Origin of the sequence: Aliiruegeria sabulilitoris (assembly GCF_001558155.1) — a bacterium.
Lineage (GTDB): Bacteria > Pseudomonadota > Alphaproteobacteria > Rhodobacterales > Rhodobacteraceae > Tropicimonas > Tropicimonas sabulilitoris.
The window spans coordinates 25783-48827 of the sequence record NZ_LOAS01000001.1 but is presented as its reverse complement, the minus strand read 5'-3'; the positions used below and the strand labels follow the sequence as shown (position 1 = coordinate 48827).

16 protein-coding genes and 1 riboswitch are annotated in these 23045 nt (G+C 62.8%); of the genes, 2 read left to right on the top strand and 14 right to left on the bottom strand.

The features are described 5' to 3' along the window. The first annotated feature begins 1 nt into the window (after position 1). Positions 2–1024, top strand: a complete 1023-nt coding sequence (locus AX756_RS00195; RefSeq protein ID WP_068307235.1) for an imelysin family protein — start codon at positions 2–4, stop codon at positions 1022–1024. A 3-nt stretch (positions 1025–1027) separates the two neighbouring features. Further along, the gene (locus AX756_RS00190) at positions 1028–2092 is read left to right on the top strand and encodes a DUF1513 domain-containing protein (protein ID WP_068307233.1); all 1065 of its coding nucleotides are present in this window, start codon (positions 1028–1030) and stop codon (positions 2090–2092) included. A gap of 18 nt (positions 2093–2110) precedes the next feature. Here the strand turns inward: AX756_RS00190 and AX756_RS00185 are convergent, their stop codons facing one another. The 14 genes from AX756_RS00185 to rplK all read right to left on the bottom strand — a co-directional run bounded on the left by AX756_RS00185 (position 2111) and on the right by rplK (position 22968). Beyond that, positions 2111–2803, bottom strand: coding sequence for a thiamine ABC transporter ATP-binding protein (locus AX756_RS00185; RefSeq protein ID WP_068307232.1), 693 nt, complete (start codon positions 2801–2803; stop codon positions 2111–2113). Beyond that, positions 2790–4298, bottom strand: coding sequence for an ABC transporter permease family protein (locus AX756_RS00180; protein ID WP_068307230.1), 1509 nt, complete (start codon positions 4296–4298; stop codon positions 2790–2792). The genes AX756_RS00185 and AX756_RS00180 overlap by 14 nt, the downstream gene beginning before the upstream one ends. Further along, on the bottom strand, positions 4274–5254 hold the full coding sequence (locus AX756_RS00175; protein ID WP_068307228.1) for a thiamine ABC transporter substrate-binding protein: 981 nt from the start codon (positions 5252–5254) through the stop codon (positions 4274–4276). The genes AX756_RS00180 and AX756_RS00175 overlap by 25 nt, the downstream gene beginning before the upstream one ends. A gap of 40 nt (positions 5255–5294) precedes the next feature. Beyond that, positions 5295–5392: riboswitch (TPP riboswitch) on the bottom strand. Between the two features lie 127 nt (positions 5393–5519). Continuing rightward, positions 5520–7190, bottom strand: coding sequence for a BCCT family transporter (locus AX756_RS00170; protein WP_068307226.1), 1671 nt, complete (start codon positions 7188–7190; stop codon positions 5520–5522). Between the two features lie 24 nt (positions 7191–7214). Further along, complete coding sequence (locus AX756_RS00165) at positions 7215–7631, bottom strand: universal stress protein (RefSeq protein WP_068307224.1); 417 nt, start codon at positions 7629–7631, stop codon at positions 7215–7217. Between the two features lie 394 nt (positions 7632–8025). After that, positions 8026–9489 carry an aminotransferase class V-fold PLP-dependent enzyme gene (locus AX756_RS00160; protein ID WP_068307222.1) on the bottom strand — a complete coding sequence of 488 codons (1464 nt, stop codon included), beginning with the start codon at positions 9487–9489 and terminating at the stop codon, positions 8026–8028. A 353-nt stretch (positions 9490–9842) separates the two neighbouring features. Continuing rightward, positions 9843–14090: a DNA-directed RNA polymerase subunit beta' gene (gene rpoC / locus AX756_RS00155; protein WP_068307220.1), complete on the bottom strand. Its 4248-nt coding sequence runs from the start codon at positions 14088–14090 to the stop codon at positions 9843–9845. 75 nt (positions 14091–14165) lie between these two features. After that, on the bottom strand, positions 14166–18302 hold the full coding sequence (gene rpoB, locus AX756_RS00150) for a DNA-directed RNA polymerase subunit beta (protein WP_068307219.1): 4137 nt from the start codon (positions 18300–18302) through the stop codon (positions 14166–14168). Positions 18303–18534: 232 nt separating this feature from the next. Continuing rightward, positions 18535–18915 carry a 50S ribosomal protein L7/L12 gene (rplL, locus tag AX756_RS00145; protein ID WP_068307216.1) on the bottom strand — a complete coding sequence of 127 codons (381 nt, stop codon included), beginning with the start codon at positions 18913–18915 and terminating at the stop codon, positions 18535–18537. A gap of 66 nt (positions 18916–18981) precedes the next feature. Then, positions 18982–19500 (bottom strand): 50S ribosomal protein L10, encoded by a 519-nt coding sequence (gene rplJ, locus AX756_RS00140; RefSeq protein ID WP_068307215.1) that lies wholly within the window; start codon positions 19498–19500, stop codon positions 18982–18984. Positions 19501–19777: 277 nt separating this feature from the next. After that, complete coding sequence (locus AX756_RS00135; protein ID WP_068307214.1) at positions 19778–20320, bottom strand: NADPH-dependent FMN reductase; 543 nt, start codon at positions 20318–20320, stop codon at positions 19778–19780. Positions 20321–20329: 9 nt separating this feature from the next. After that, positions 20330–21562 carry a lytic murein transglycosylase gene (locus AX756_RS00130; RefSeq protein ID WP_068307213.1) on the bottom strand — a complete coding sequence of 411 codons (1233 nt, stop codon included), beginning with the start codon at positions 21560–21562 and terminating at the stop codon, positions 20330–20332. 272 nt (positions 21563–21834) lie between these two features. Beyond that, the gene (rplA, locus tag AX756_RS00125) at positions 21835–22536 is read right to left on the bottom strand and encodes a 50S ribosomal protein L1 (RefSeq protein ID WP_068307211.1); all 702 of its coding nucleotides are present in this window, start codon (positions 22534–22536) and stop codon (positions 21835–21837) included. A gap of 3 nt (positions 22537–22539) precedes the next feature. After that, entirely contained in the window at positions 22540–22968 is a 429-nt protein-coding gene (gene rplK / locus AX756_RS00120) for a 50S ribosomal protein L11 (RefSeq protein WP_068307209.1), read from the bottom strand. Between the last annotated feature and the right edge of the window lie 77 nt (positions 22969–23045).

Sequence of the window (23045 nt, the reverse complement as noted above, 5' to 3'; positions counted from 1 at the left end):
GATGTTCAAACCGATCACCGCGGCGATTGTCGCCATTTGCCTATGGGCACCGCCGATCCACGCCGCCGAGACCGATCATGCAGCGTTGCGAGAGGACTCCTTGCAGGTGCTGGAGGCCCAGTTCGGCGCGTTCCGCACCGCTGCGGGGCAATTGTCGGAGGCGTCCCAGGCGCACTGCGCCGGGGAAAAGGACGACGCCTCCTACGAGGAGGCCTTTCGCGCGACATGGCTGGCCTGGGCGCCGCTGGATGCCTACCAGTTCGGACCCGTCGAGCAGAATGCTGCTGTTCTGACCGTCGCTTTCTGGCCCGACAAGAAGGACTTCGTCGGGCGCGGGCTGAAATCGCTACTGGCGCACCCGGAGGACAGCCTGTCCATGCCCGAGACCATCGCGGCCCAGTCGGCGGCGGTGCAGGGCTTGCCGGCCATCGAACGGCTGGTTTTCACCGAGATGGCGGCCTGCCCGGCGATTGTCGGCATCTCGGCCAATATCGAGTACACCGCGATTGCGCTTTATGACGGTTGGTTCGCCGAATACGGATTTGCCGATCTGGCCCGCTCGGCGGGGCCGGAGAACCCCTTTTTCGCGACCGATGCCGAGTTTACCAAGCTGCTCTATACCGCGATTGATTTCGAGTTGACCCGGATCGCCGATACACGGCTCGGCCGCCCGCTCAATACGTATGACAAACCCATGCCGCGCCGTGCCGAGGCCTGGCGCTCCGGCCTGAGCCTTCAGATCATCGACGCGCAGCTTGCGGGCATCCAGTTGTTGCTGCGAGACGGGTTCGGCAACAACCTCTTCAGCCCGAGCAAATCTTGGGTCGATGGCGCCATCGACGACACCCGCGCGCGCATCGACGTGATCGGAGCGCCGCTCGATCAGGCCGTCGCTGATCCCCTGCAGCGGGCGCGTGTTGAGGCTCTGCAAACCAGGATCCTCTACCTGCAACAGCAATTCGCCGAGGATGTCGGGCCGGAACTCGGCGTCGATACCGGATTTTCGGCGGCCGATGGAGATTGAACGATGAAGAGACGGCATTTCCTGATCGGGGCCGGCGCGGGCATCGCCTCGGCCAAGCTCGGCTGGGCCGATATCGGCAGCTCCCTCTACCTGACCGCCGGCAACCGGCCGGATAATTCGACCTGGCTTGTGGGGGTGTCGATCTCCGGCGAAATCCGCTTCACGCTGCCTCTGCCGAGCCGCGGCCATGCCGCCGCCGCCCATCCCTTCCGGGCCGAGGCCGTCGCATTCGCCCGCCGTCCGGGCAATTTCGCGCTGGTTCTGGATTGCGGCACTGGCCGGGAGATCGCGCGGCTGAGCACGCCAGAAGGCTCGCATTTCTATGGTCATGGCGCCTTTACCGCAGATGGACGTCACCTTCTCACCACGGAAAACGCCTTTGACGTGCCCGAAGGACGGATCGGTGTCTGGGATGTCGAACTCGGCTACCTGCGCGTGGGCGATTTTCCTTCTGGCGGGCTCGGTCCGCACGAGATCATCCGGTTGCGGGATGGCCGTTTCGCGGTGGCCAATGGCGGCATCCAGACCCATCCCGATTTCCAGCGCGCCAAGCTGAACATCCCGACGATGCAGACCAACCTGTCGATCCTGTCGGAGAGCAGCGAGATCCTGGAGACGACGGAATTCCCCGGTGACATGCGTCAGAACTCGATCCGGCATATCGACACGGACGGGCAGGGCAACGTCATCGCCGCCTTGCAATGGCAGGGAGCTCCTGGCCGGGCTGTCCCGCTCGTCGCGCGCTTTGCGCCGGGCGGCGGGTACGAATTCCTGTCCCATCCCGACACGGCCCGGCTCAAGCAGTATGCCGGCTCGATCTCGGCTTCCGCGGATGGGGATCGAATTGCCGTGACCGGACCGAAGGGGGATCACGTTCTGTTTCTCGACGGCGATGGCAGACCGTTGGAGGCCTCCTCGCTACCGGTTGCCAGCGGCGTGGCCAAGGCGCCGGGGGGATTCCTGATCACCTGTGCAGGCGGGCTGGTCCGTTGGGAGCAAGGACGGACGGTCGAATTGCCGGTTGACGGTGAATGGTCCTGGGACAATCACCTCGTCCGGGTATCCTGAAGGCCGGTTGGTCGGGCCTCATCCCGTTCCGAGATAGCGGGCCAATGCGGGTGGCGGATCGCGCAGAAGGGCCTGCGTCGGTATCGGCGGGGCCACTGTCCCTTCGGCGACGACGGCGGCCTCCGATGCGATCCGGGCGGCATCCTGCGGATCATGCGAGACCATGATCACTTGCAGGTTCTTCTCCGAGGCGACTTCGGCCACGAGGTCGAGCATCTCGTGTTTGAGCGCGGGGCCGAGCGCGGCGAAAGGCTCGTCCAGAAGCATCAGCGGGCGCGCCTGAAGCAGTACCCGCGCCAGCGCCACCCGGCTTTGCTGCCCGCCCGACAGCTCGGACGGTTTGCGGGCTTCGACATCCGGCAACCCGACGCGGGCGAGTGCCTCGGCGATCTGGGAGCGCTCTGCCGAGGTCGGGCGCTTGCGGGTCAGGGCAAGGGCGAGGTTCCGGCCAATGTCCAGATGCGCAAACAGGTTATTGTCCTGAAACAGCATTGCAACCGGGCGCTTTGCCGGGGGCAGGGCGGTGACATCCTGTCCGCGCCAAAGGGCACGCCCGGAATTGGGTGGAATGAATCCGGCGATCACGTTGAGAAGGGTGGACTTTCCGGCGCCCGAGGGGCCGACAAGGGCGGTGATGGGGGCGCGCATCGTGACATCGGCAACAAGCTCGAAGGCGCCTTGCCGAACGGTGAGTTGGTCAAGCTGCAGCATTTGCGCGCCCTCCGCGGTCGAAGCCCCAGAACAGGCCGAGGCTGAGGACCAGAAGGAGCAGCGCCGCCGCGCGGGCCGCCTCCATCTGGTAGCTTCCCATCAGACGGTAGATTTGCAGCGGCAGGGTGGCGTTGTCCCCATCGGCAAAGAGCGTGATCACCCCGAGATCCCCCATGGAGAGCGCCGCCGTCAGTCCGGCGGCAAAGCCGAGCGGGCGGCGCAGGCGCGGCAGGTAGACGATCCGCCAGAGCCTCCAGCCGCTCAGCCCGAGCGCGGCGGCAAGGCGCCCGCAATCGGCCCGCGCGCTTTCCAGCCCGGGGCGCAGAATGCGGATGACGAAGGGCAGCGCCATGAGCGCATTGACCAGCATCGTGACCGGCAGCGCAACATCGCCCGGCCGTATGAGTGGCTGCAACAGCAGGAAATAGCCCGTTCCCAGCACCAGCCCCGAGACCGCGATGCCCAGCAGCGCGGCGGTCTCCCCCGGCGCGGTCAGAAGCGGCAGCGCGAGCGCGAGTGTCAGCGTCGTTGCCCCGAGCGCCAGCGCCAGCGAGCGCGCCGCCGCGCTCCAGACCTCGGCCGGCATCTGGGCGAGGCCCGGCAAACCTGCGACCGCGACGGACAGTAACGGAAGCAGAAGGAAGGCGGCGGCGAAGGTGATCCAAAGCCCATCGGCAGCCCGCGCCATGGGCGTTGCCCCGTCCCAGCGGTCGCGCTGTCGGTCGAGGCCGATCCCGAAGCCACCGCTTGGGGCGACCCGCAGCGCGAAGGCTCCGGCGGCCAGGCCCAGCACCAGTTGTAACGCGGCCAGAGTCGCGGCCTTGCCAAGGTCGAAATCGAAGCGAAAGGCCTGGTAGATGGCAAGCTCCACCGTTGTCGCTCTCGGCCCGCCGCCAAGCGTGAGCGCCACGGCAAAGGAGCCGAGGCAGATAACGAAGATCACCGCGAAGGCGCCGGGGCAGACCCGCCGCAGCATCGGCCATTCGAGCACGCGCCAGATCGGCGCATCGAGCGCGGCGGCCAGGCGGAAGCGCTCGGCCGGGATGTCCAGCCAACCTTGCAGCAGCAGCCGCACCGCGAGCGGCAGGTTGAAGAAGACATGCGCGAGGATCACGCCGTGATAGCCATAGATATCCAGCCGGGGTGCGCCCAGTGGGGCGCCGACCCGGTTGACCAGCCCGCTGCCGCCAAAGACGGCCAGCAGCCCGAGGATCGCCACGATCACCGGCAGGATGAAGGGGGCCCCCATCAGCGCGATGAGAGTGCCGCGGCCGGGAAAATCCCGGCGTGCCAGCCCGCGCGCCACCGGCACGGCCAGCGCGACCGACAGTGCGGCGGAAACCGCCGCTTGCCAGAGCGTGAAGCGCAGCGCCGCCCATTCCGCCGGCCCGAGCGCCCCCGGGCCACCGCCACGCCACAGCACCGCCGTCACGGGGAGGATGACCATCCCCGCGACAAGCAGCGCCGTTGTTATTGGGAGAGCGCGCTGCGCCATGCCTCGACAGCCTCGTCCCGCATCGCCGCGGCTTCGTCCTCGCTGTAGAACAGGACCTTTTCGGGCACTGGCAGGGTCTGGAAACCTTCCGGCCATTTCTCCTTGGGCAGCGCCGCCGGGAAGGACCAGTTGGAGGTCGGGATCATGGACTGGAATTCCTCGGTCAGGATGAAGGCCATGAACTGGTCGGCCAGATCGGGGTTGTCCGTCCCGGCCAGCTTGGCGGCCAGCTCGACCATGAAATAATGGCCTTCGGGGAAGATCGCCGCCGATTTGCTCAGGTCGTCCTCGGCCACGATGTGATAGGCCGGCGAGGAGGTGAAGCTCAGCACCATGTCCGCCTCGCCATCGGTGAACATGCCATAAGCCTCCGACCAGCCCTTGGTGACGGTGACGATCTTGGGCGCGAGCTTCGACCAGGCCTCCGCAGCCTTGTCGCCATAGACATGATTGACCCAGAGCACGAGTGCGAGGCCCGAGACCGAGCTGCGCGGGTCCTGAATCACCAGCCGCAAATCATCGGGCGCTTCCAGCAAGGCGTCGAAACTCGCCGGCGGCTCAGTGACCTTGGTGTTGTCATAGATGAAGGCCGTGTGGGAATAGTTGAACGGCAGGAAGGTGTCGTCCGTCCACTCGACCGGCAGGGTGAGCGTCGAGAGATCCAGCCCATGCGGCGCGAAGAGCCCGCTGTCGCGCGCCTTCTTGGTGATGTCTGAATTCAACCCGATGGCGACATCTGCCTCCGTCCGCGCGCCCTCCAGCAACAGGCGCGGCAACAGCTCGCCGGTCTTGTAGACAAGGTCGCAGCCGCAGCGCGCCTCGAACGCGGCTTCGATGCCGGGGCCCGGCCCCCATTCGGAGGCGAAATAATCGGGGGCATAGACAGTCAGGACGGGTGTTTCGGCCACCGCAGAGGTGGCGATCATCAGGCCCGCAACAAGAGGAAGCGCCTTCATGGCAAACTCCTTGGGTTGGGGGCGGAGTTTGGTTGGTCACCTTTAGGGCGTCAGCCTTCCCTCCGCCGGTTCTAACCGGTTCAGGTTCAACGGGTTCGCGTAACGCATCTCAGCTTCTCAGCACCCCGAGGTGGGATCTGGATAGATCAAACGGCGCTCCGCAGCAAGAGAGCGCAGGCGGCGCAATGCCGGCAAGCCGCTGCCACGACTCAAAACGCGCCCTCTTTCGAAGGGCGCGTTTGTCACTCGGTGTCGTCGTGGAGGCCTACGAGCCTCCGCCCGAGGTCGGCGGAACGGCATTCTTCTCGGCCGCGAGCCCCTTGACGATTGCCACGCACATGAGAAGCAGGACGAAGGTGAAGGGCAGCCCGGTGGAGATCACCATGGCCTGAAGCGCCGAGAGCCCGCCGCCCAGCAGCAGCACGATCGCCACGGCACCCTCGAAGGTGCACCAGAAGACCCGTTGCGGCAACGGAGCGTCGATCTTACCGCCGGCGGTGATCGTGTCGATCACGAGGCTGCCGGAATCCGACGAGGTGACGAAGAAGACGATCACCAGAACGATCCCGAGGGTGGAGGTGATCGAGGCCAGCGGCAGCCCTTCCAGCATGGCGAAGAGCGAGATCGGCGGGTTGTAGCTGTCGATCACTTGTGCCTTGACCGCGCTTGTCGTTGGATCGGACAGGACCTGGTCGATTGCCACGCCACCGAAGACAGCCATCCAGAGCACGCAGACAAGGCTTGGGATGATCAGTACGCAGATGATGAATTCGCGTACCGTGCGCCCACGGCTGACCCGGGCGATGAACATGCCGACAAAGGGCGACCAGCTCACCCACCATGCCCAGTAGAAGGAGGTCCAGCCCTGCAAGTAGCCGGTATCCTCCCGGCCGATCGGGTTGGAGAGCGCGATGATCTCGGTTGCGTAGGTGCCAAGCCCGGCGAAGAAATCGGAGAAGATCACCATTGTCGGCCCGGCCAGCAGGACGAAGAGCAACAGCAGAGCGGCCAGTACCATGTTGATCTCCGAGAGCACCTTCACGCCGCCATCCAGCCCGCGCACAACCGAGACCAGCGCAATGCCGGTAATGACGGTGATTAGGACAACCTGGACATTGGCGTTGTTGGCGATGCCGAAAACATGCTCAAGCCCGGCATTGGCCTGTTGCGCACCGAAACCGAGCGAGGTGGCAAGCCCGAAGAGCGTGGCGAAGACCGCGAGAATGTCGATGACATGGCCGGTCCAGCCCCAGACGCGATCACCGAAAATCGGGTAGAAGGCGGAGCGGATGGTCAGCGGAAGGCCCTTGTTGAAGCTGAACAGCGCCAGCGCCAGCGCCACCACGGCATAGATCGCCCAGGGATGCAGCCCCCAGTGATAGATCGTCGACGCGAGCCCCATGCGCTTGGCCGCTTCGACATTGGCTTCGATGATCGTTCCGTCCTCGGCGAAGGGCGAGGGCACGCCGAGCGGCTGCGAGATCGCCATGTGGTAGACCGGCTCCAGAACCCCGAAGAACATCAGCCCGATGCCCATGCCGGCGGCAAACAGCATCGCGAACCATCCGGAATAGGAATAGTCCGGCACCGCGTCCGCGCCGCCGAGCCGCACGCTGCCCCAGGGGCTCACGATCAGGAACAGGCAGAAAAGGACGAAGATATTGGCCGAGGTCAGGAAGACCCAGTCAAAAGTGCCAGTCAGCCAGGGCCGCAGCGCACCGAACGCGGCGGTCGCCTGCTCCTGGAACACCAGCGTGTAGAAGACAAAGGCAACGATCGTGAGGCCAGAGATCAGGAAGACCGGGTTGTGCACATCGAAGCCGAAGGGGCCGACGGTGCCTTCCACATTGTCCTGGCCGATCTCGAAATCGGTGTCGATGACCTCGGTGTGCCCCTCCGGTTCGGGAATGCCCTGGTCCGTTGTTACATCGCTCATGGCGTATTCTCCGGTTTGTTCCGTTCAGTTGCGTACGACCATGACGGTGGCCTTGGCGAGTTTGGCGACGATGCCGCCGTCGGATGGCAGGAAATGATCCAGAACGTTCGGAACATGTCCTTCCAGCACGATGAGATCGGCACCGATTTCTTCTGCGGCGCGAACCAGTTTCGCGTCGAGTTCGACCCGCGGATCATGGCTGATGATCGCATGGTGCGCGGTTGATATTCCTGCGCTTTCTCCCTGTGCAGCGGCGAACTCCGCGAGGTGGCGCGTGAATTCCTCGGGCGTATGGCCTGTTACGCCAGGAGCGGTGCCGGTGACACCCGCATAGACGACCGGGATGTCGAAATGACGCGCCAATTCGGCAGCGCATTCGAGAGATTTGGTCAATTTGTCCTGATGTGCCAGATCCACCGGAACCATGATCTTCGAGAACATTTCTTCCCCCTGGAATTTGTTCGGCGTGAATGAAAATGCGGTCTCACTGTCGATAGCGGGAGCCGCTTCGATGGTCGTGCAAATCGCGTTGGGTATTGGGACAGGCTAACAGGTTCGCCTTGTATCGCAAGTTTTGCGCCGGTCGACCCGATGCCAAGCTTTATCAGCCACGTCCGTTTCTGACGGGTGGTCGCTCCGTTCGCAAACCTGGATGTGGCCAATTTCGCCGTACTTTCAGCTTTCGACCGGCCCCAACCGGTTCAGGCGACCGAGGCCATCGCTGTCTCGGTTCATTCGGCTGACCGCCGTTGCCCGGATCACTGAAAATCGTGGCAGACCGCTGGCGCTCAGCCGGGCTGGGCTGCTCGCCTGTTGGTCACATGTCGGGGAGAGGTCAGGCGACGCCTTGCAGCCGCGCCGGGTCTTTTGCCGTGAAATGAGCGGTTTTCGGGTCGCAGTCATAGGCCGCCTCAAACTCGCGGGACCGTTCTGCCAGCTCTGTAACCGCGCCGAGGATACGCTCCACCTGCTCGTCGCTATGCAGATAGCTGAGATTCAGGCGCACCCAGCCCGGCTTTTCAAGCTCGTACCCTGCGCTGAGACGCTGGAACAGCGCTTCGGAGCGTGCCTCGTCGAGGTCTAGCAACGCGTGGGCATAGGGCCCGGCGCAGGCGCAGCCGCCGCGCACCTGGACACCATGAATGTCCGACAGCATCCGCGTGAAAAGCTGCGGATGCACGGGTTCGCCGGCCAAGTCAGACACCTGGAAGGAGAAGATCGGCAGCGCGTCCACCTCTTCGAAACGTCCCAGAATGTTGATGCAGGGATGTGTCCCGAGCCGCTCCAGCGCGCGCGCGCGCAGATCCGCATCGCGTTGAAGAATGGCCTCCGTGCCGATGGCGTCCTTGATCAACATGACAAGGGCCGCGCGGATGTCGCCGACGATATTTGGCGTCCCGCCTTCCTCCCGTTCCTCGACATGGGCGGAATAGTCGGTCCGCCACGGCGAGACGAACCAGACCGTGCCGCCGCCGGGCGCCGTGGGGGTGCTGCGGGCGATCACCGTGTCGCGGATCACCGCGACCCCCGAGGCCCCGGGGCCGCCCGGGAACTTGTGCGCAGAGAAGACGATGGCGTCCTTGGCGCAATCGGGCGCAGGCGACATGTCCATCGGCAGGTATGGGGCGCCGCCGGCATAGTCCCAGATTGCTAGGGCGCCATACGCTTTCAGAAGGCGCGTCACCGCGTCGGTATCGGTGAGAATGCCGGTAACGTTGGACGCGGCAGAGAAGGAGCCGATGATACGCCGTGCCCCATCTGCCGCGATCAGCGCGGTTTCGAGCGCGTCGAGATCCACGCCTCCACCGGGCTTTTCCGGAATGGTCACCAGTTCGGCACCGCTCTCCCGCCACGGAAGGATGTTGGAGTGGTGTTCATACGGGCCGATCAGCACCACGACCCGCTCCCCGGCCGCGACAACTTCCTCGATGCGGAGAAGGCGCGCGATCCGGTTCAAACCCGCCGTCGCCCCCGATCCGCAAAAGACCACATGGCATTCGTCATCGGCATTCACGAGCCGGCCGATCGTGTTCCGCGCTTCTTCGCGCATGCGCGTCATGGTCATCCCGCAGAAGGATGTCTCGGTATGGCTGTTGGCATAGAAGGGAAGCACCTTTTCCATAACGAAATCCTCCACCTGCCGAAGGGCGCGGCCGGAGGCCACATAGTCGGCATAGAGGAGGTTCTTCGTTCCGAAAGGGGTCTCGAACGCGATTTCGTCGCCGATCAACCCTCGACGCAATGCGTCGAGAAGATCAGGCTGGTTCAGGTTATCGCGGAACTCGGTCAGGGCGGTCATGGGGCGGCTCCAGAAAGGTCTTTCTTGAAAGTAATGCCCACAAAATTGGAGATTTCATCTCTAAATGTTTGGAATTTTGAACGCAGAGCCGTGGAACTGATTGCAAAATTACAAATATACCGATCATTCAAACGGTAAAATAGAGCGGCAAACTTTCGACCGCTTCATGATGAATCGGGAAGCCTTCGATGCCCTGGCGGTCCGCCGTCGGAAAGGCCGCAGCAGATGAGGGGAGATCGCGTTTCTGTCCGTTTCAGGCAGCGGGTCGGCCCCGGGTATTTCGCACTTCCTGAAACGAAAACGCCCCGCCGAAACCGGCGGGGCGCGTTCAGTTCTGTCCGAGTGACGCGGGATCAGAAATCCCGGCTCTCCGGAGTGTCGACGATGAACGGATCGCTGACATCGCTTGCCGACAGGTCTTCGGTCGGCGCCGCGAGAGCCGCGGCAGCTTCCGCCTCGGCCTGACGCTCTTCGATGACCTTCTGGTCGCGATCCTGCGCGATCCGGCGAACCCGCTGGGTCGCGCCGCCCGTGCCGGCCGGGATCAGGCGGCCGACGATGACGTTTTCCTTCAGGCCGACGAGCTTGTCGCGCTTGCCCTGTACCGAGGCTTCGGTGAGCACACGGGTGGTCTCCTGGAAGGAGGCCGCCGAGATAAAGGAACGCGTCTGCAGCGAGGCCTTGGTGATACCGAGCAGGATCGGTTCGCCCTCGGCCGGGCGCCGCCCGTCCTTGATCGCCTTGTCGTTGGCCGCGTCGAACTCTGCCTTGTCGACATGTTCGCCCTTGAGCAACGTCGTCTCGCCGGAGTCGTTGATCTCCCACTTCTGCAGCATCTGGCGAACGATCACCTCGATGTGCTTGTCGTTGATCTTCACGCCCTGCAGTCGATAGACGTCCTGCACCTCGTCGATCATGTAGTTGGCCAGCTCCTCGACACCCAGGATCGACAGGATGTCATGCGGCGCCGGGTTGCCGTCCATGATGTAGTCACCCTTCTGCACGAAGTCGCCTTCCTGCACCGGGATGTGCTTGCCCTTGGGCACCATGTACTCGGTCGGCTCCTGGCTCTCGTCGGCGGGAACGATGGAGATCCGGCGCTTGTTCTTGTAGTCGCGCCCGAACTTCACGTAGCCGTCGGCCTCGGCGATGATCGCGTGATCCTTCGGACGACGCGCTTCGAAGAGTTCGGCAACACGCGGCAGACCACCGGTGATGTCCTTCGTCTTCGCGCCCTCGCGCGGGATACGCGCAACAACGTCACCGGCCTTGACCTGGGTGTTTTCCTCAACCGAGAGGATGGCGTCCACGGACATCGGGTAGGTAACGGGGTTGCCCGCCTCGTTGCGCATCGGCTCGCCGGTTTCCGGATCTAGGATCAGGATCTCCGGCTTGAGCTCGTTGCCCTTGGGCGCGGAGCGCCAGTCGGACACGATCTTCTGGGTCATGCCGGTGGCATCGTCGGTCTCGTCACGCACCGAGATACCGGTGATGAGGTCGACGAACTTTGCCGTACCGGCCTTCTCCGCGATGATGGGCAGCGTGTACGGGTCCCACTCGAACAGCTTGTCGCCGCGGGCGATTTGCTGGCCTTCCTTGACGAAGATCTTGGAGCCGTAGCCGATCTTGAAGTTGCCGCGCTCCACGCCGTGATCGTCCATGATGGCGATCTGCATGTTGCGGCCCATCACGACCTGCTCACCGGCTGCATTCTCCAGCAGGTTGGCATTGCGGAACTCGATCTTGCCGTTGCCGTTGGCCTCCTGGAAGGATTGCTGGCCACCCTGGGCAACGCCGCCGATGTGGAAGGTCCGCATCGTCAGCTGCGTGCCCGGCTCACCGATCGACTGTGCCGCGATGATGCCCACGGCTTCGCCCTGGTTCACCATCGTGCCGCGCGCGAGGTCACGGCCATAGCACATCGCGCAGACGCCCTCTTCCGACTCGCAGGTCAGCGGGGAGCGCATGCGGATGGAAGCCAGGCCCGATTGCTCGATCTCGTCGGCCTTGCGTTCGTCGATCAGCTCGTTCTTGGCAACGATCACCTCGTCGGTACCCGGACGCAGGATATCGTCGGCCGCGACACGACCCAGAACGCGCTCGCCGAGCGAGGCGACGACTTCGCCGTCATTGACAGCCGGCTCCGCCGTGATCGCTTTTTCGGTGCCACAGTCATGCTCACGAATGATGCAGTCCTGCGCCACGTCCACCAGACGACGGGTCAGGTAACCCGAGTTCGCCGTCTTAAGAGCGGTATCCGACAGGCCCTTCCGCGCGCCGTGGGTGGAGTTGAAGTACTCCAGCACGGTCAGACCCTCTTTGAAGTTCGAGATGATCGGCGTTTCGATGATCTCGCCCGAGGGCTTGGCCATCAGGCCGCGCATGGCGCCCAGCTGCTTCATCTGCGTAACGGAACCACGCGCCTTGGAGTCGGCCATCATGTAGACCGAGTTCGGCTCCATCTCGGCGCCGTTCTCATCGAACCGCTTGGCGGAGATGGTGTTCATCATGGCGTCGGTGACGCGGTCGTTACATTTCGACCAGGCATCGACGACCTTGTTGTACTTCTCACCCTGGGTGATCAGGCCGTCCATGTATTGCTGTTCGAAATCCTTGACCTGGTCGCGGACGCTGTCGACGATCTCCCACTTGTTGTCGGGGATGACCATGTCATCCTTGCCGAAGGAGATGCCGCCCTTGAAGGCTTCGCGGAAGCCCATGCCCATGATCTGGTCACAGAAGATGACCGATTCCTTCTGGCCGCAGTAACGGTAGACGGTGTCGATAACCTTTTGCACGTCGCCTTTCTTGAGCAGGCGGTTGACCAGCTCGAACGGGGCCTTGGCGTTCTTGGGCAGCAGCGCACCGAGGCGCACCCGGCCGGGCGTCGTCTCGTAGCGTTTCTGAACTTCCTGGCCATGCTCGTCGATCTGCGGCACGCGGCACTGGATCTTGGCGTGCATGTGCACTTCGCCGGCGTTGAGCGCGTGCTCGACCTCCTCGATGCCGCCAAAGACCATGCCTTCGCCCTTCATGCCGTCGCGCTGCAGCGAGACATAATAAAGGCCAAGGATCATGTCCTGAGACGGAACGATGATCGGCGCGCCGTTGGCAGGCGACAGAACGTTGTTCGTCGACATCATCAGCACGCGCGCTTCCAGCTGGGCTTCCAGCGAGAGCGGTACGTGGACGGCCATCTGGTCACCGTCGAAGTCGGCGTTGAAGGCCGAGCAGACGAGCGGGTGCAGCTGGATCGCCTTGCCTTCGATCAGAATGGGTTCGAAGGCCTGGATGCCGAGGCGGTGCAGCGTGGGCGCGCGGTTCAGAAGAACCGGGTGCTCGCGGATCACCTCGTCGAGGATGTCCCAAACCTCGGGACGTTCCTTCTCCACCAGCTTCTTCGCCTGTTTCACGGTGCTGGACAGGCCCTTGGCCTCCAGACGCGAATAGATGAAGGGCTTGAAGAGCTCGAGCGCCATCTTCTTGGGCAGGCCACATTGATGCAGCTTCAGCTCCGGACCGGTCACGATGACCGAACGGCCCGAGAAGTCGACCCGCTTGCCCAGAAGGTTCTGGCGGAAGCGGCCCTGCTTGCCCTTGAGCATGTCGGAGAGCGACTTGAGCGGGCGCTTGTTGGCACCGGTGATGACCCGGCCACGACGGCCGTTGTCGAACAGAGCATCGACGGATTCCTGCAGCATCCGCTTTTCGTTACGGATGATGATGTCCGGCGCGCGCAGCTCGATCAGCCGCTTGAGGCGGTTGTTCCGGTTGATGACGCGGCGATAGAGATCGTTCAGATCCGACGTGGCAAAGCGGCCACCGTCCAGCGGGACGAGCGGGCGCAGTTCCGGCGGAATGACCGGCACGACGGTGAGGATCATCCATTCCGGACGGTTGCCGGATTCGAGGAAGTTCTCGACGATCTTCAGACGCTTGATGATCTTCTTCGGCTTCAGCTCGCCGGTGGCTTCCTTCAGCTCTTCGCGCAGCGTCTCCGCGGTCGACTCCAGGTCGATCTGGGAGAGCATTTCGCGGATCGCTTCGGCGCCGATATTGGCGGTGAAGGCGTCCATGCCGTACATGTCCTGCGCGTCCATGAACTCCTCTTCGGACATCAACTGCCCGTAGGTGAGATCGGTGAGACCCGGCTCGATGACGACATAGTTCTCGAAGTAGAGGATGCGCTCAAGATCCCGAAGCGTCATGTCCAGCATCAGGCCGATGCGGGACGGGAGCGACTTCAGGAACCAGATATGCGCAACGGGAGCGGCCAGTTCGATATGGCCCATGCGTTCGCGGCGCACCTTCTGCAGCGTGACTTCCACGCCGCATTTCTCGCAGACAACGCCGCGATACTTCATGCGCTTATACTTGCCGCAAAGGCACTCGTAATCCTTGATCGGGCCAAAGATCCGGGCGCAGAACAGGCCGTCGCGCTCGGGCTTGAAGGTCCGGTAGTTGATGGTCTCGGGCTTCTTGATCTCGCCATAGGACCACGAGAGGATCCGTTCCGGGCTCGCCAGCGACACCTTGATCTCGTCAAAGACCTTCGGCGGGGTGAGCGGGTTGAACGGGTTGTTGGTCAGTTCCTGGTTCATCTTCAAATCCTTGAAATGGTGCGAAAAGGGAGGAGCCGGGCGACCGCGAGGGCCGCCCGATTCAGGCGCCGGGCCTTATTCCTCATCCTCCGCATCCAGGAGTTCCATGTTCAGGCCGAGGCCGCGCACTTCCTTGACAAGGACGTTGAACGATTCCGGCACACCGGCTTCGAAGTTGTCCTCGCCCTTGACGATGCTCTCGTAGACCTTGGTCCGGCCAGCCACGTCGTCCGACTTCACCGTCAGCATTTCCTGCAGGGTGTAGGCGGCGCCATAGGCTTCCAGCGCCCAGACCTCCATCTCCCCGAAACGCTGACCGCCGAACTGCGCCTTACCACCGAGCGGCTGCTGAGTGACGAGCGAGTACGGGCCCGTGGAGCGGGCGTGGATCTTGTCGTCGACAAGGTGGTGCAGCTTGAGCAGGTACTTCATGCCCACGGTGACCTGACGGGAGAACTTCTCGCCCGTGCGGCCATCGTAAAGGTCCGACTGACCGGAGAGATCGAAGCCCGCACGCTTGAGCGCGTCGTTGACGCCCTCTTCGCGTGCACCGTCAAAGACCGGCGTCGCGATCGGAACACCGTTGGTGACGAGCGAAGCGCTCTCCACCAGATGTGCCTCGTCCATATCGGCGATGCCTTCTTCGTAGACATCGTCGCCATAGACGATCTTCATCGCGTCACGCACCGGCGTCAGGTCACCGGAGCGGCGATACTCGTCCAGCGCCTCGTCGACCTTGATGCCAAGGCCGCGCGCGGCCCAGCCCATATGGGTCTCGAGGATCTGTCCGACATTCATCCGCGACGGCACGCCGAGCGGGTTCAGCACGAAGTCGACAGGCGTACCATCGGCAAGGAAGGGCATGTCTTCCATCGGAACGACCTTGGAGATGACACCCTTGTTGCCGTGACGGCCGGCCATCTTGTCGCCCGGCTGAAGCTTGCGCTTCACCGCGATGAAGACCTTGACCATCTTCATAACGCCCGGCGGCAGGTCGTCGCCACGGCGGACCTTCTCGACCTTGTCCTCGAAACGGGCCTCCAGAGCGCGCTTCTGCACGTCGAACTGTTCGTTCAGCGCCTCGACAACCTGCGCATCGGCCTCTTCGGCCAGTGCCAGTTGCCACCACTGACCCTTGGAGAGGGTCCCCAGCAACTCTTCGGTGATCGCGGAATTGGCCGGAACGCCCTTCGGGCCCTTCACGGCGGTCTTGCCGAGGATCATCGACTTCAGGCGCGCATAGATGTTGCGCTCAAGGATGGCCATCTCGTCGTCCCGGTCACGGGCCAGACGCTCGACCTCTTCACGCTCGATCTGCAGCGCGCGTTCGTCCTTCTCCACACCGTGACGGTTGAAGACGCGGACTTCCACGACGGTACCGAAATCCCCCGGCGGCAGGCGCAGGGAGGTGTCACGAACATCCGAAGCCTTCTCGCCGAAGATGGCGCGCAGGAGTTTTTCCTCCGGCGTCATCGGGCTCTCGCCCTTCGGCGTGATCTTGCCCACGAGAATATCCGCCGGCCCCACTTCGGCGCCGATATAGACGATACCCGCCTCGTCGAGGTTGCGCAGGGCTTCCTCGCCAACGTTGGGAATGTCGCGGGTGATCTCTTCGGGCCCAAGCTTGGTGTCACGGGCAGCGACTTCGAATTCCTCGATATGGACCGAGGTGAAGACGTCATCCTTGGCGATCCGCTCGGAGATCAGGATCGAGTCCTCGTAGTTGTAGCCGTTCCACGGCATGAACGCGACGATCACGTTCTTGCCGAGCGCCAGTTCGCCAATATCGGTCGACGGGCCATCGGCGATAACCTCGCCCTTGGTCACCGTGTCACCCACTTTCACCAGCGGACGCTGGTTGATGCAGGTGTTCTGGTTGGAGCGCTGGAACTTGCGCAGACGGTAGATATCCACGCCCGGATCCCCGACTTCGAGATCGGCGGTGGCACGGACAACGATCCGCTGCGCGTCGACCTGGTCGATGATGCCGGCACGCTTGGCCATGATGGCCGCACCGGAATCGCGCGCGACCACTTCCTCGATGCCGGTGCCGACAAGCGGCGCCTCGGCACGCAGGAGCGGCACCGCCTGACGTTGCATGTTCGAGCCCATCAGAGCGCGGTTGGCGTCGTCATTTTCCAGGAACGGGATCAGCGACGCAGCGACCGAAACCAGCTGCTTCGGCGACACGTCGATCAGGTCCACGTTTTCGCGCGGCGCCATGGTGTATTCGCCCGACTGGCGGGTGTTCACCAGGTCGTTCTCGAACCGGCCCTCGGCATCGAGATGCGCGTTGGCCTGGGCCACGGTGTGACGCATCTCTTCGGTGGCGGACATGTAGTGCACCTCGTCGGTCACCTTGCTGTCCTTCACCACCCGGTAGGGGGTTTCGATGAAGCCGTATTTGTTCACGCGGGCAAAGGTGGCCAGCGAGTTGATCAGGCCGATATTCGGGCCTTCCGGCGTTTCGATCGGGCACATCCGGCCATAGTGGGTCGGGTGCACGTCGCGAACCTCGAAGCCAGCACGCTCGCGGGTCAGACCGCCCGGGCCAAGCGCCGAGAGACGACGCTTGTGCGTGACCTCGGAGAGCGGGTTGGTCTGGTCCATGAACTGCGACAGCTGCGAGGAGCCGAAGAACTCGCGCACGGCCGCGGCGGCGGGCTTCGCATTGATCAGATCCTGCGGCATGACCGTGTCGATCTCGACCGAGGACATGCGTTCCTTGATCGCGCGCTCCATGCGGAGCAGGCCGACGCGGTACTGGTTCTCCATCAGCTCGCCAACGGAGCGGACACGACGGTTGCCGAGGTGGTCGATATCGTCCACGTCGCCATGGCCGTCCCGCAGTTCCACCAGCGCCTTGATGCAGGAGATGATATCCTCATTGCGCAGCGTCCGCTGGGTATCCTCGGCGTCGAGTGCCAGGCGCATGTTCATCTTCACCCGGCCAACGGCCGAGAGGTCATAGCGCTCGCTATCGAAGAACAGGCTGTCGAAAAGCGTGGAGGCGGCCTCGACGGTGGGCGGCTCGCCCGGGCGCATCACGCGATAGATGTCCATAAGCGCGCCTTCGCGGCCTATGTTCTTGTCCGCCGCCATCGTGTTGCGGATGTAGGGGCCGACATTGATGTTGTCGATGTCGAGAACAGGGATCTCGGTAAAGCCCGCGTCCAGCAGCTCCTTGAGCGTGCCGCCGGTCACTTCGCCATCCTTGTCCACGTCCCAGGTCAGCTCGTCGCCGGCCTCGACATAAATCGCGCCGGTTTCCTCGTTGATGATGTCCTTGGAAACGTAGCGGCCGACGATGTGATCAAAGGGCACCAGTAGCTCGGTGATCGCGCCCTCTTCGAGGATCTTCTTCACCGCGCGGGGCGTCACTTTCTTGCCGGCCTCGCAGATCACTTCACCGGTGGCGGCGTCGATCAGATCATAGGTCGGGCGCGTGCCGCGCACACGCTCGGGGAAGAACTTGGTAACCCAGCCCTTGTTCTTCTCCAGCTTGAAGTCGACCGTTTCGTAATACTTGTCGCAGATGCCTTCCTGGTCGAGACCGAGCGCATAGAGCAAGGTCGTGACCGGAAGCTTCCGGCGACGGTCGATACGGGCATAGACGATGTCCTTGGCGTCGAATTCGAAATCGAGCCAGGAACCGCGATAGGGAATGATCCGGCAGGCAAACAGGAGCTTGCCCGAGGAGTGGGTCTTGCCCTTGTCATGGTCGAAGAACACGCCCGGAGAGCGGTGCATCTGGGAGACGATCACACGCTCGGTGCCATTGACGATAAAGGTGCCGTTGGGCGTCATTAGCGGCATGTCGCCCATGAAGACGTCCTGCTCCTTGATGTCCTTCACCGATTTCGCGCCGGCATCCTCGTCCACATCGAAAACGATGAGGCGAAGCGTGACCTTCAGCGGTGCGCTGTAGGTCATGTCGCGCTGCATGCATTCTTCGACGTCGTACTTGGGCTTTTCCAGCTCGTACTTGACGAATTCGAGAACCGCGGTCTCGTTGAAATCCTTGATCGGGAAGACCGACTGGAAGACACCCATGATGCCTTCGCCGTCCTTCGGCTCAGTCGAGTCGCCGGATTTCAGGAACAAGTCATAAGAAGATTTCTGAACCTCGATGAGGTTCGGCATTTCCAGGACTTCCCGGATTTTGCCGTAATACTTGCGGAGTCGCTTCTGGCCAAGGAAGGTCTGCGCCATGTGGTAAGTCACCTTTCGTCTGTCACGTCTGTGCATGCCGTCGGGCTCCGGCTGCACGCCGCTCACGAATGAAGGGGGTCAGGTTCTATTCCCGCTGCCGTCCCACCGGCAACTCCCGAACCATTTGAACCGCGCCTTGGAAAGGGCTCGAATGCTGAGCCCTTTCCAAGACAGGTTCGACAGGAGCCGGTTTTCACCGGCTCCTGCCTCACAAATCACATCGAAACTCGGATTACTTGAGTTCGACTTCGGCGCCAGCTGCTTCCAGCTTGCCTTTGATTTCTTCGGCCTCTTCTTTGGAGCACTGCTCCTTGACGGCCTTGCCACCAGCTTCGACGAGCTCTTTGGCTTCCTTGAGGCCCAGGCCGGTGATGGCGCGGACTTCTTTGATGACGTTGATCTTCTTGTCGCCAGCGGCTTTGAGGATCACGTCGAACTCGGTCTTTTCTTCCTCGGCAGCGGCGCCAGCGCCGTCAGCGGGACCCGCCATCATGACAGCGCCGCCAGCAGCGGGCTCGATGCCGTATTCGTCCTTGAGGATGGTTTTCAGTTCCTGGGCTTCGAGAAGGGTCAGACCCACGATCTCTTCAGCAAGTTTCTTCAGATCAGCCATTGTACTGTTTCCGTATTTCTAGATGTGTTCCAACGCGAAGGGTAACTCTCCACGAAGGTCTCGCGATCACGCGGCCTCGCCGCGCTCCTCGATGGTGCTGAGAATGCTCGCGATGTTCGAAGCAGGTGCGCCAATGGCCCCGGCAATGTTGGATGCAGGCGCGCCGATGCAGCCGACGATGGAAGCAATGAGCTCCTCGCGCGACGGCATTTTCGACACGGCCTGGACACCAGCACGGTCCAGGGCGTTCTCTCCCATGGCACCGCCGAGGATCTCGAATTTCGAGTTGTCCTTGGCGAAGTCCTCGGCAACCTTGGCCGCAGCCACGGGGTCTTCCGAGAAGGTGAGAACGGTCATGCCCGTCAGATACTCGCCGATGCTTGCGCAGGGCTGTCCTTCAAGGGCGATCTTGGCGAGCCTGTTCTTGGCAACGCGAACGGAAGCTTCGGCGCCGCGGGCGCGGGCACGAAGATTCTGCATCTCTGCAACCGTGAGACCTTCGTAGCGCGATACCACTACGACGCCAGAGCTTTCAAAGATCTGGCCGAGTTCCTCGACCACTTTCTCTTTCTGGGCTCTATCCACAGTTTCACTCCAAGTATGGGAGGCTTGCACCCCCCGGCTCTACTTTGCCGACGTGAGCCGGCGTTAAGGTCCGTTTTACGGGGCTGCGCCAATACGCCCGAGGACACCCTCGGCCAATCTTGTCGTATCCCGTCTCAGGCAGGATTTATGGCCCCGGTCGAATTGATGAGGCCACCCACCGTCTTGGACGAAACGCAAAATAGCGCACGACGAATCGTACGCTGAATTGCGAGATGTTTAATTAGAAGCAAACAGGGCGCTTGCCAAGAGCAAAACCTTACCCTGCAATGGAGATCACGAAGCCGTCAAGAAAAGCCGCCAGCCTCTCCGTCGTCGCATCGTCCGTAAGCGTTCCGTGATCATTAAACAGCTTTCTGGCTCCGGAAACAAGTAATCTGCCCTCGTGATACTGTCTGGCCTGCAGCGCGCGCAGGACCTGAAGCCACTGGGTTTGCGCCATGATCGTTCCGAATCCGCCCGGAGACGCCCCGATCACGGCCACCGGCTTGCCCTTGAACACATCCGCCCCCGGCCCGCTGCCGATCCAGTCCAGAGCATTCTTGAACACGCCGGGGATGCCGTTGTTGTACTCGGGCGTCACCAGCAGCAAGCCGTCGGCCGCCGCAATCTGTTCGCGCAAATGCAGAACCGGCTCGGGTACGCCCTCCGACTCCACATCCGCGTTGTAGAGCGGCACGTCGGCAATGGAGCCGATCTTCAGCTCAGTTCCGGGCGGCATCTGCGCCTTTGCCGCCTGCAGCAGGGAGGCGTTGAAAGACGCGCGGCGCAGGCTGCCGCTCAATCCGAAAATCGTTGTCATTCTCTTCCCTCAGCGCAGGCTGTTCAGGAGCGCCTGCGAGGGCTGACCCGTCACGGCCATCCCCTTGCTGCGCTGATAGTCGGAAATCGCCGCTTCCGTCTTGGAACCGATCACGCCGTCGGGTTCGCCAACGTCATAGCCCTTCGCATTCAGCCGTCGCTGCAGTTCCTTGCGATCGTCTATGCTCATGCCGTAGCGGTCCGGCGCGAAATTGCCCTGGATTGGCGGCTTGCCGTCCAACCGGTCCGAGAGGTGACCAACGCCGATTCCATAGCTCTCGGCATTGTTGTAGCGCAGGATGACGTTGAAGTTGTTGAAGACCATGAAGGCTGGGCCGCTCAGCCCGTCGGGGGCGAGAATGGCGGCGGAGCCGTGATTGGGCACCCTGTTCCCCTTCATGTCCAGCACCCCGGAAGCGGCCCAGGCATCCGGGCTGCGCTTGCTGCCGCGCCCGGTCGGGCCGGAGAAGCCCGCCGGAAGCCGGACTTCCACGCCCCAGGGCTGCCCACGCTTCCAACCGGAGCGCTGGAGGTAGGCCGCTGTCGATGCCAGCGAGTCTGCCGGGTTGTCCGACCAGATGTCGCGCCTGCCATCGCCGGTGAAATCAACGGCATAGGCTTCGAAGGATGTCGGGATGAACTGGGTGTGGCCCATCGCGCCCGCCCAGCTTCCCAGCATGTTTTCCGGCGTGGTATCGCCCCGCTGCAAGATCCGGAGCGCGGCCATCAGCTGTTTTTCCATGAAGGCGCCGCGCCGCCCGTCAAAGGCCAGCGTCGAGAGCGACGAGATCACCGGGATATCGCCACGGCGCGTTCCGTATTTGCTCTCCAGCCCCCAGACAGCCGTCACGACCTGTTTCTCCACGCCGTATCGGCTCTCGATGGCAGACAGTGTGCCATTATGCTTGCTGAGGGCAGATTTCCCCATGCGGATCCGCTCGTCCGAGGCCGCGATGGCGATGTAATCCTCCAGCGTGCGGGTGAACTCGGTCTGGTTGCGGTCCTTTTGGATTACATCCGGCAGGTAGCCGACATTCCGGAAAGCCCGGTCAATGGTGGATTGCGAAATGCCGTTCGCGGCGGCGCGGCCCTTGAAGCTTGCAACCCATGCGTCGAATGCCGGGTTCGGCACCGCCTTTACCTTCGTCGGAGATGCGCGCGAGACACTGCCGCCGCCGCCGGAACAGGCCGTCAGCGCCAATGCGCTCAGCCCAATTGTAACCGTTCTTCTGGAAATACCCATGCTCGCCACCTGATTTGCAATTCTTTGGGGAAACCCTAGCGCATCCGTTGCAATCGTCACAGCCGTTGCTTGGGCCGTTCCGATCAATTTCGCCACCCTTATCGTGCTGCCTCCGGCCAGTGCGTGCGCGCAGCCAGGGCCCCATTCGGCGACGGCCACACCACTCCATGTGTCAATCCGCCAATCCGCCAATGCGAGCGCGTCGAAGCCCGGGCGGAACGAAAAAAAAAGGGCGCCTGCAGGCGCCCCTTTCCAATCGATTTCTTGAGCGATCAGGCTTGCGCAGTCGCGGCGGCCACATCGATGGTGACGCCCGGGCCCATGGTGGAGCTCAGCGAGATCTTCTGCATGTAGCTGCCCTTGGCGCCCGAGGGCTTTGCCTTGGCAACCGCGTCGCAGAAGGTGCGCACGTTCTCGACCAGCTTGGCTTCGTCGAAGGAGGCCTTGCCAATGCCGGCGTGAACCACGCCGCCCTTTTCGGCCTTGAACTGCACTTCACCACCCTTGGCTGCCTCGATGGCGGCCTTGACGTCGGGGGTGACGGTGCCGACCTTCGGGTTCGGCATCAGGTTGCGCGGGCCCAGGATCTTACCAAGACGGCCGACGATCGGCATCATGTCCGGGGTCGCGATGCAACGATCGAAGTTGATCTCGCCGCCCTGGATGGCCTGCATCAGGTCTTCGGCGCCAACGATGTCCGCACCGGCTTCCTTGGCTTCGTCAGCCTTGTCGCCACGGGCGAAGACAGCGACGCGCATCGTCTTGCCGGTGCCGTTGGGCAGAACGACGGTGCCGCGGACCATCTGGTCAGCGTGGCGGGTGTCGACGCCCAGGTTCAACGCGATCTCGATGGTCTCGTCGAACTTGGCGTTGGCATTGCCCTTCACCAGCGATACGGCTTCCTCGACAGTCAGGTTTTCCTTGCCAGCAGCGGCTTCACGGGCGGCGCGGGTACGTTTTCCAAGCTTGGCCATAATTTACCCTTTCACCTCGATACCCATGGAACGCGCGGAGCCGAGGATGATCTGCATCGCGGCTTCGATGTCGTTCGCGTTGAGGTCCTTCATCTTGGCCTCGGCGATTTCCTTCACCTGTGCCACGGTCACAGAACCGGCGGTCTGCTTGCCCGGGTTGTTGGCGCCGGACTTCAGCTTGGCAGCCTTCTTCAGGAAATAGGACGCCGGGGGCGTCTTGATGTCCATCGTGAAGGACTTGTCCTGGTAGTAGGTGATCACGGTCGGGCAGGGCGCGCCGGGATCCAGGTCCTGCGTCTTGGCGTTGAACGCCTTGCAGAATTCCATGATGTTGATGCCACGCTGACCGAGCGCGGGGCCAACGGGGGGGGACGGGTTCGCCTGTCCGGCAGGCACCTGCAGTTTCATCTTGCCTGCGAGCTTCTTGGCCATCTGGCCTCTCCTTCTTACAACGGCCCACGAACGCGTCCGGGGCCACTCATGTTGCCGTGGTCAGGAGGCGGACGCGT

Bases quoted from the DNA above. Each gene is read 5' to 3' on its own strand.
- AX756_RS00195 (WP_068307235.1), top strand. From the start codon at position 2: ATGTTCAAACCGATCACCGCGGCGATTGTCGCCATTTGCCTATGGGCA.
- AX756_RS00190 (WP_068307233.1), top strand. From the start codon at position 1,028: ATGAAGAGACGGCATTTCCTGATCGGGGCCGGCGCGGGCATCGCCTCG.
- AX756_RS00185 (WP_068307232.1), bottom strand. From the start codon at position 2,803: ATGCTGCAGCTTGACCAACTCACCGTTCGGCAAGGCGCCTTCGAGCTT.
- AX756_RS00180 (WP_068307230.1), bottom strand. From the start codon at position 4,298: ATGGCGCAGCGCGCTCTCCCAATAACAACGGCGCTGCTTGTCGCGGGG.
- AX756_RS00175 (WP_068307228.1), bottom strand. From the start codon at position 5,254: ATGAAGGCGCTTCCTCTTGTTGCGGGCCTGATGATCGCCACCTCTGCG.
- AX756_RS00170 (WP_068307226.1), bottom strand. From the start codon at position 7,190: ATGAGCGATGTAACAACGGACCAGGGCATTCCCGAACCGGAGGGGCAC.
- AX756_RS00165 (WP_068307224.1), bottom strand. From the start codon at position 7,631: ATGTTCTCGAAGATCATGGTTCCGGTGGATCTGGCACATCAGGACAAA.
- AX756_RS00160 (WP_068307222.1), bottom strand. From the start codon at position 9,489: ATGACCGCCCTGACCGAGTTCCGCGATAACCTGAACCAGCCTGATCTT.
- rpoC (WP_068307220.1), bottom strand. From the start codon at position 14,090: ATGAACCAGGAACTGACCAACAACCCGTTCAACCCGCTCACCCCGCCG.
- rpoB (WP_068307219.1), bottom strand. From the start codon at position 18,302: ATGGCGCAGACCTTCCTTGGCCAGAAGCGACTCCGCAAGTATTACGGC.
- rplL (WP_068307216.1), bottom strand. From the start codon at position 18,915: ATGGCTGATCTGAAGAAACTTGCTGAAGAGATCGTGGGTCTGACCCTT.
- AX756_RS00135 (WP_068307214.1), bottom strand. From the start codon at position 20,320: ATGACAACGATTTTCGGATTGAGCGGCAGCCTGCGCCGCGCGTCTTTC.
- AX756_RS00130 (WP_068307213.1), bottom strand. From the start codon at position 21,562: ATGGGTATTTCCAGAAGAACGGTTACAATTGGGCTGAGCGCATTGGCG.
- rplA (WP_068307211.1), bottom strand. From the start codon at position 22,536: ATGGCCAAGCTTGGAAAACGTACCCGCGCCGCCCGTGAAGCCGCTGCT.
- rplK (WP_068307209.1), bottom strand. From the start codon at position 22,968: ATGGCCAAGAAGCTCGCAGGCAAGATGAAACTGCAGGTGCCTGCCGGA.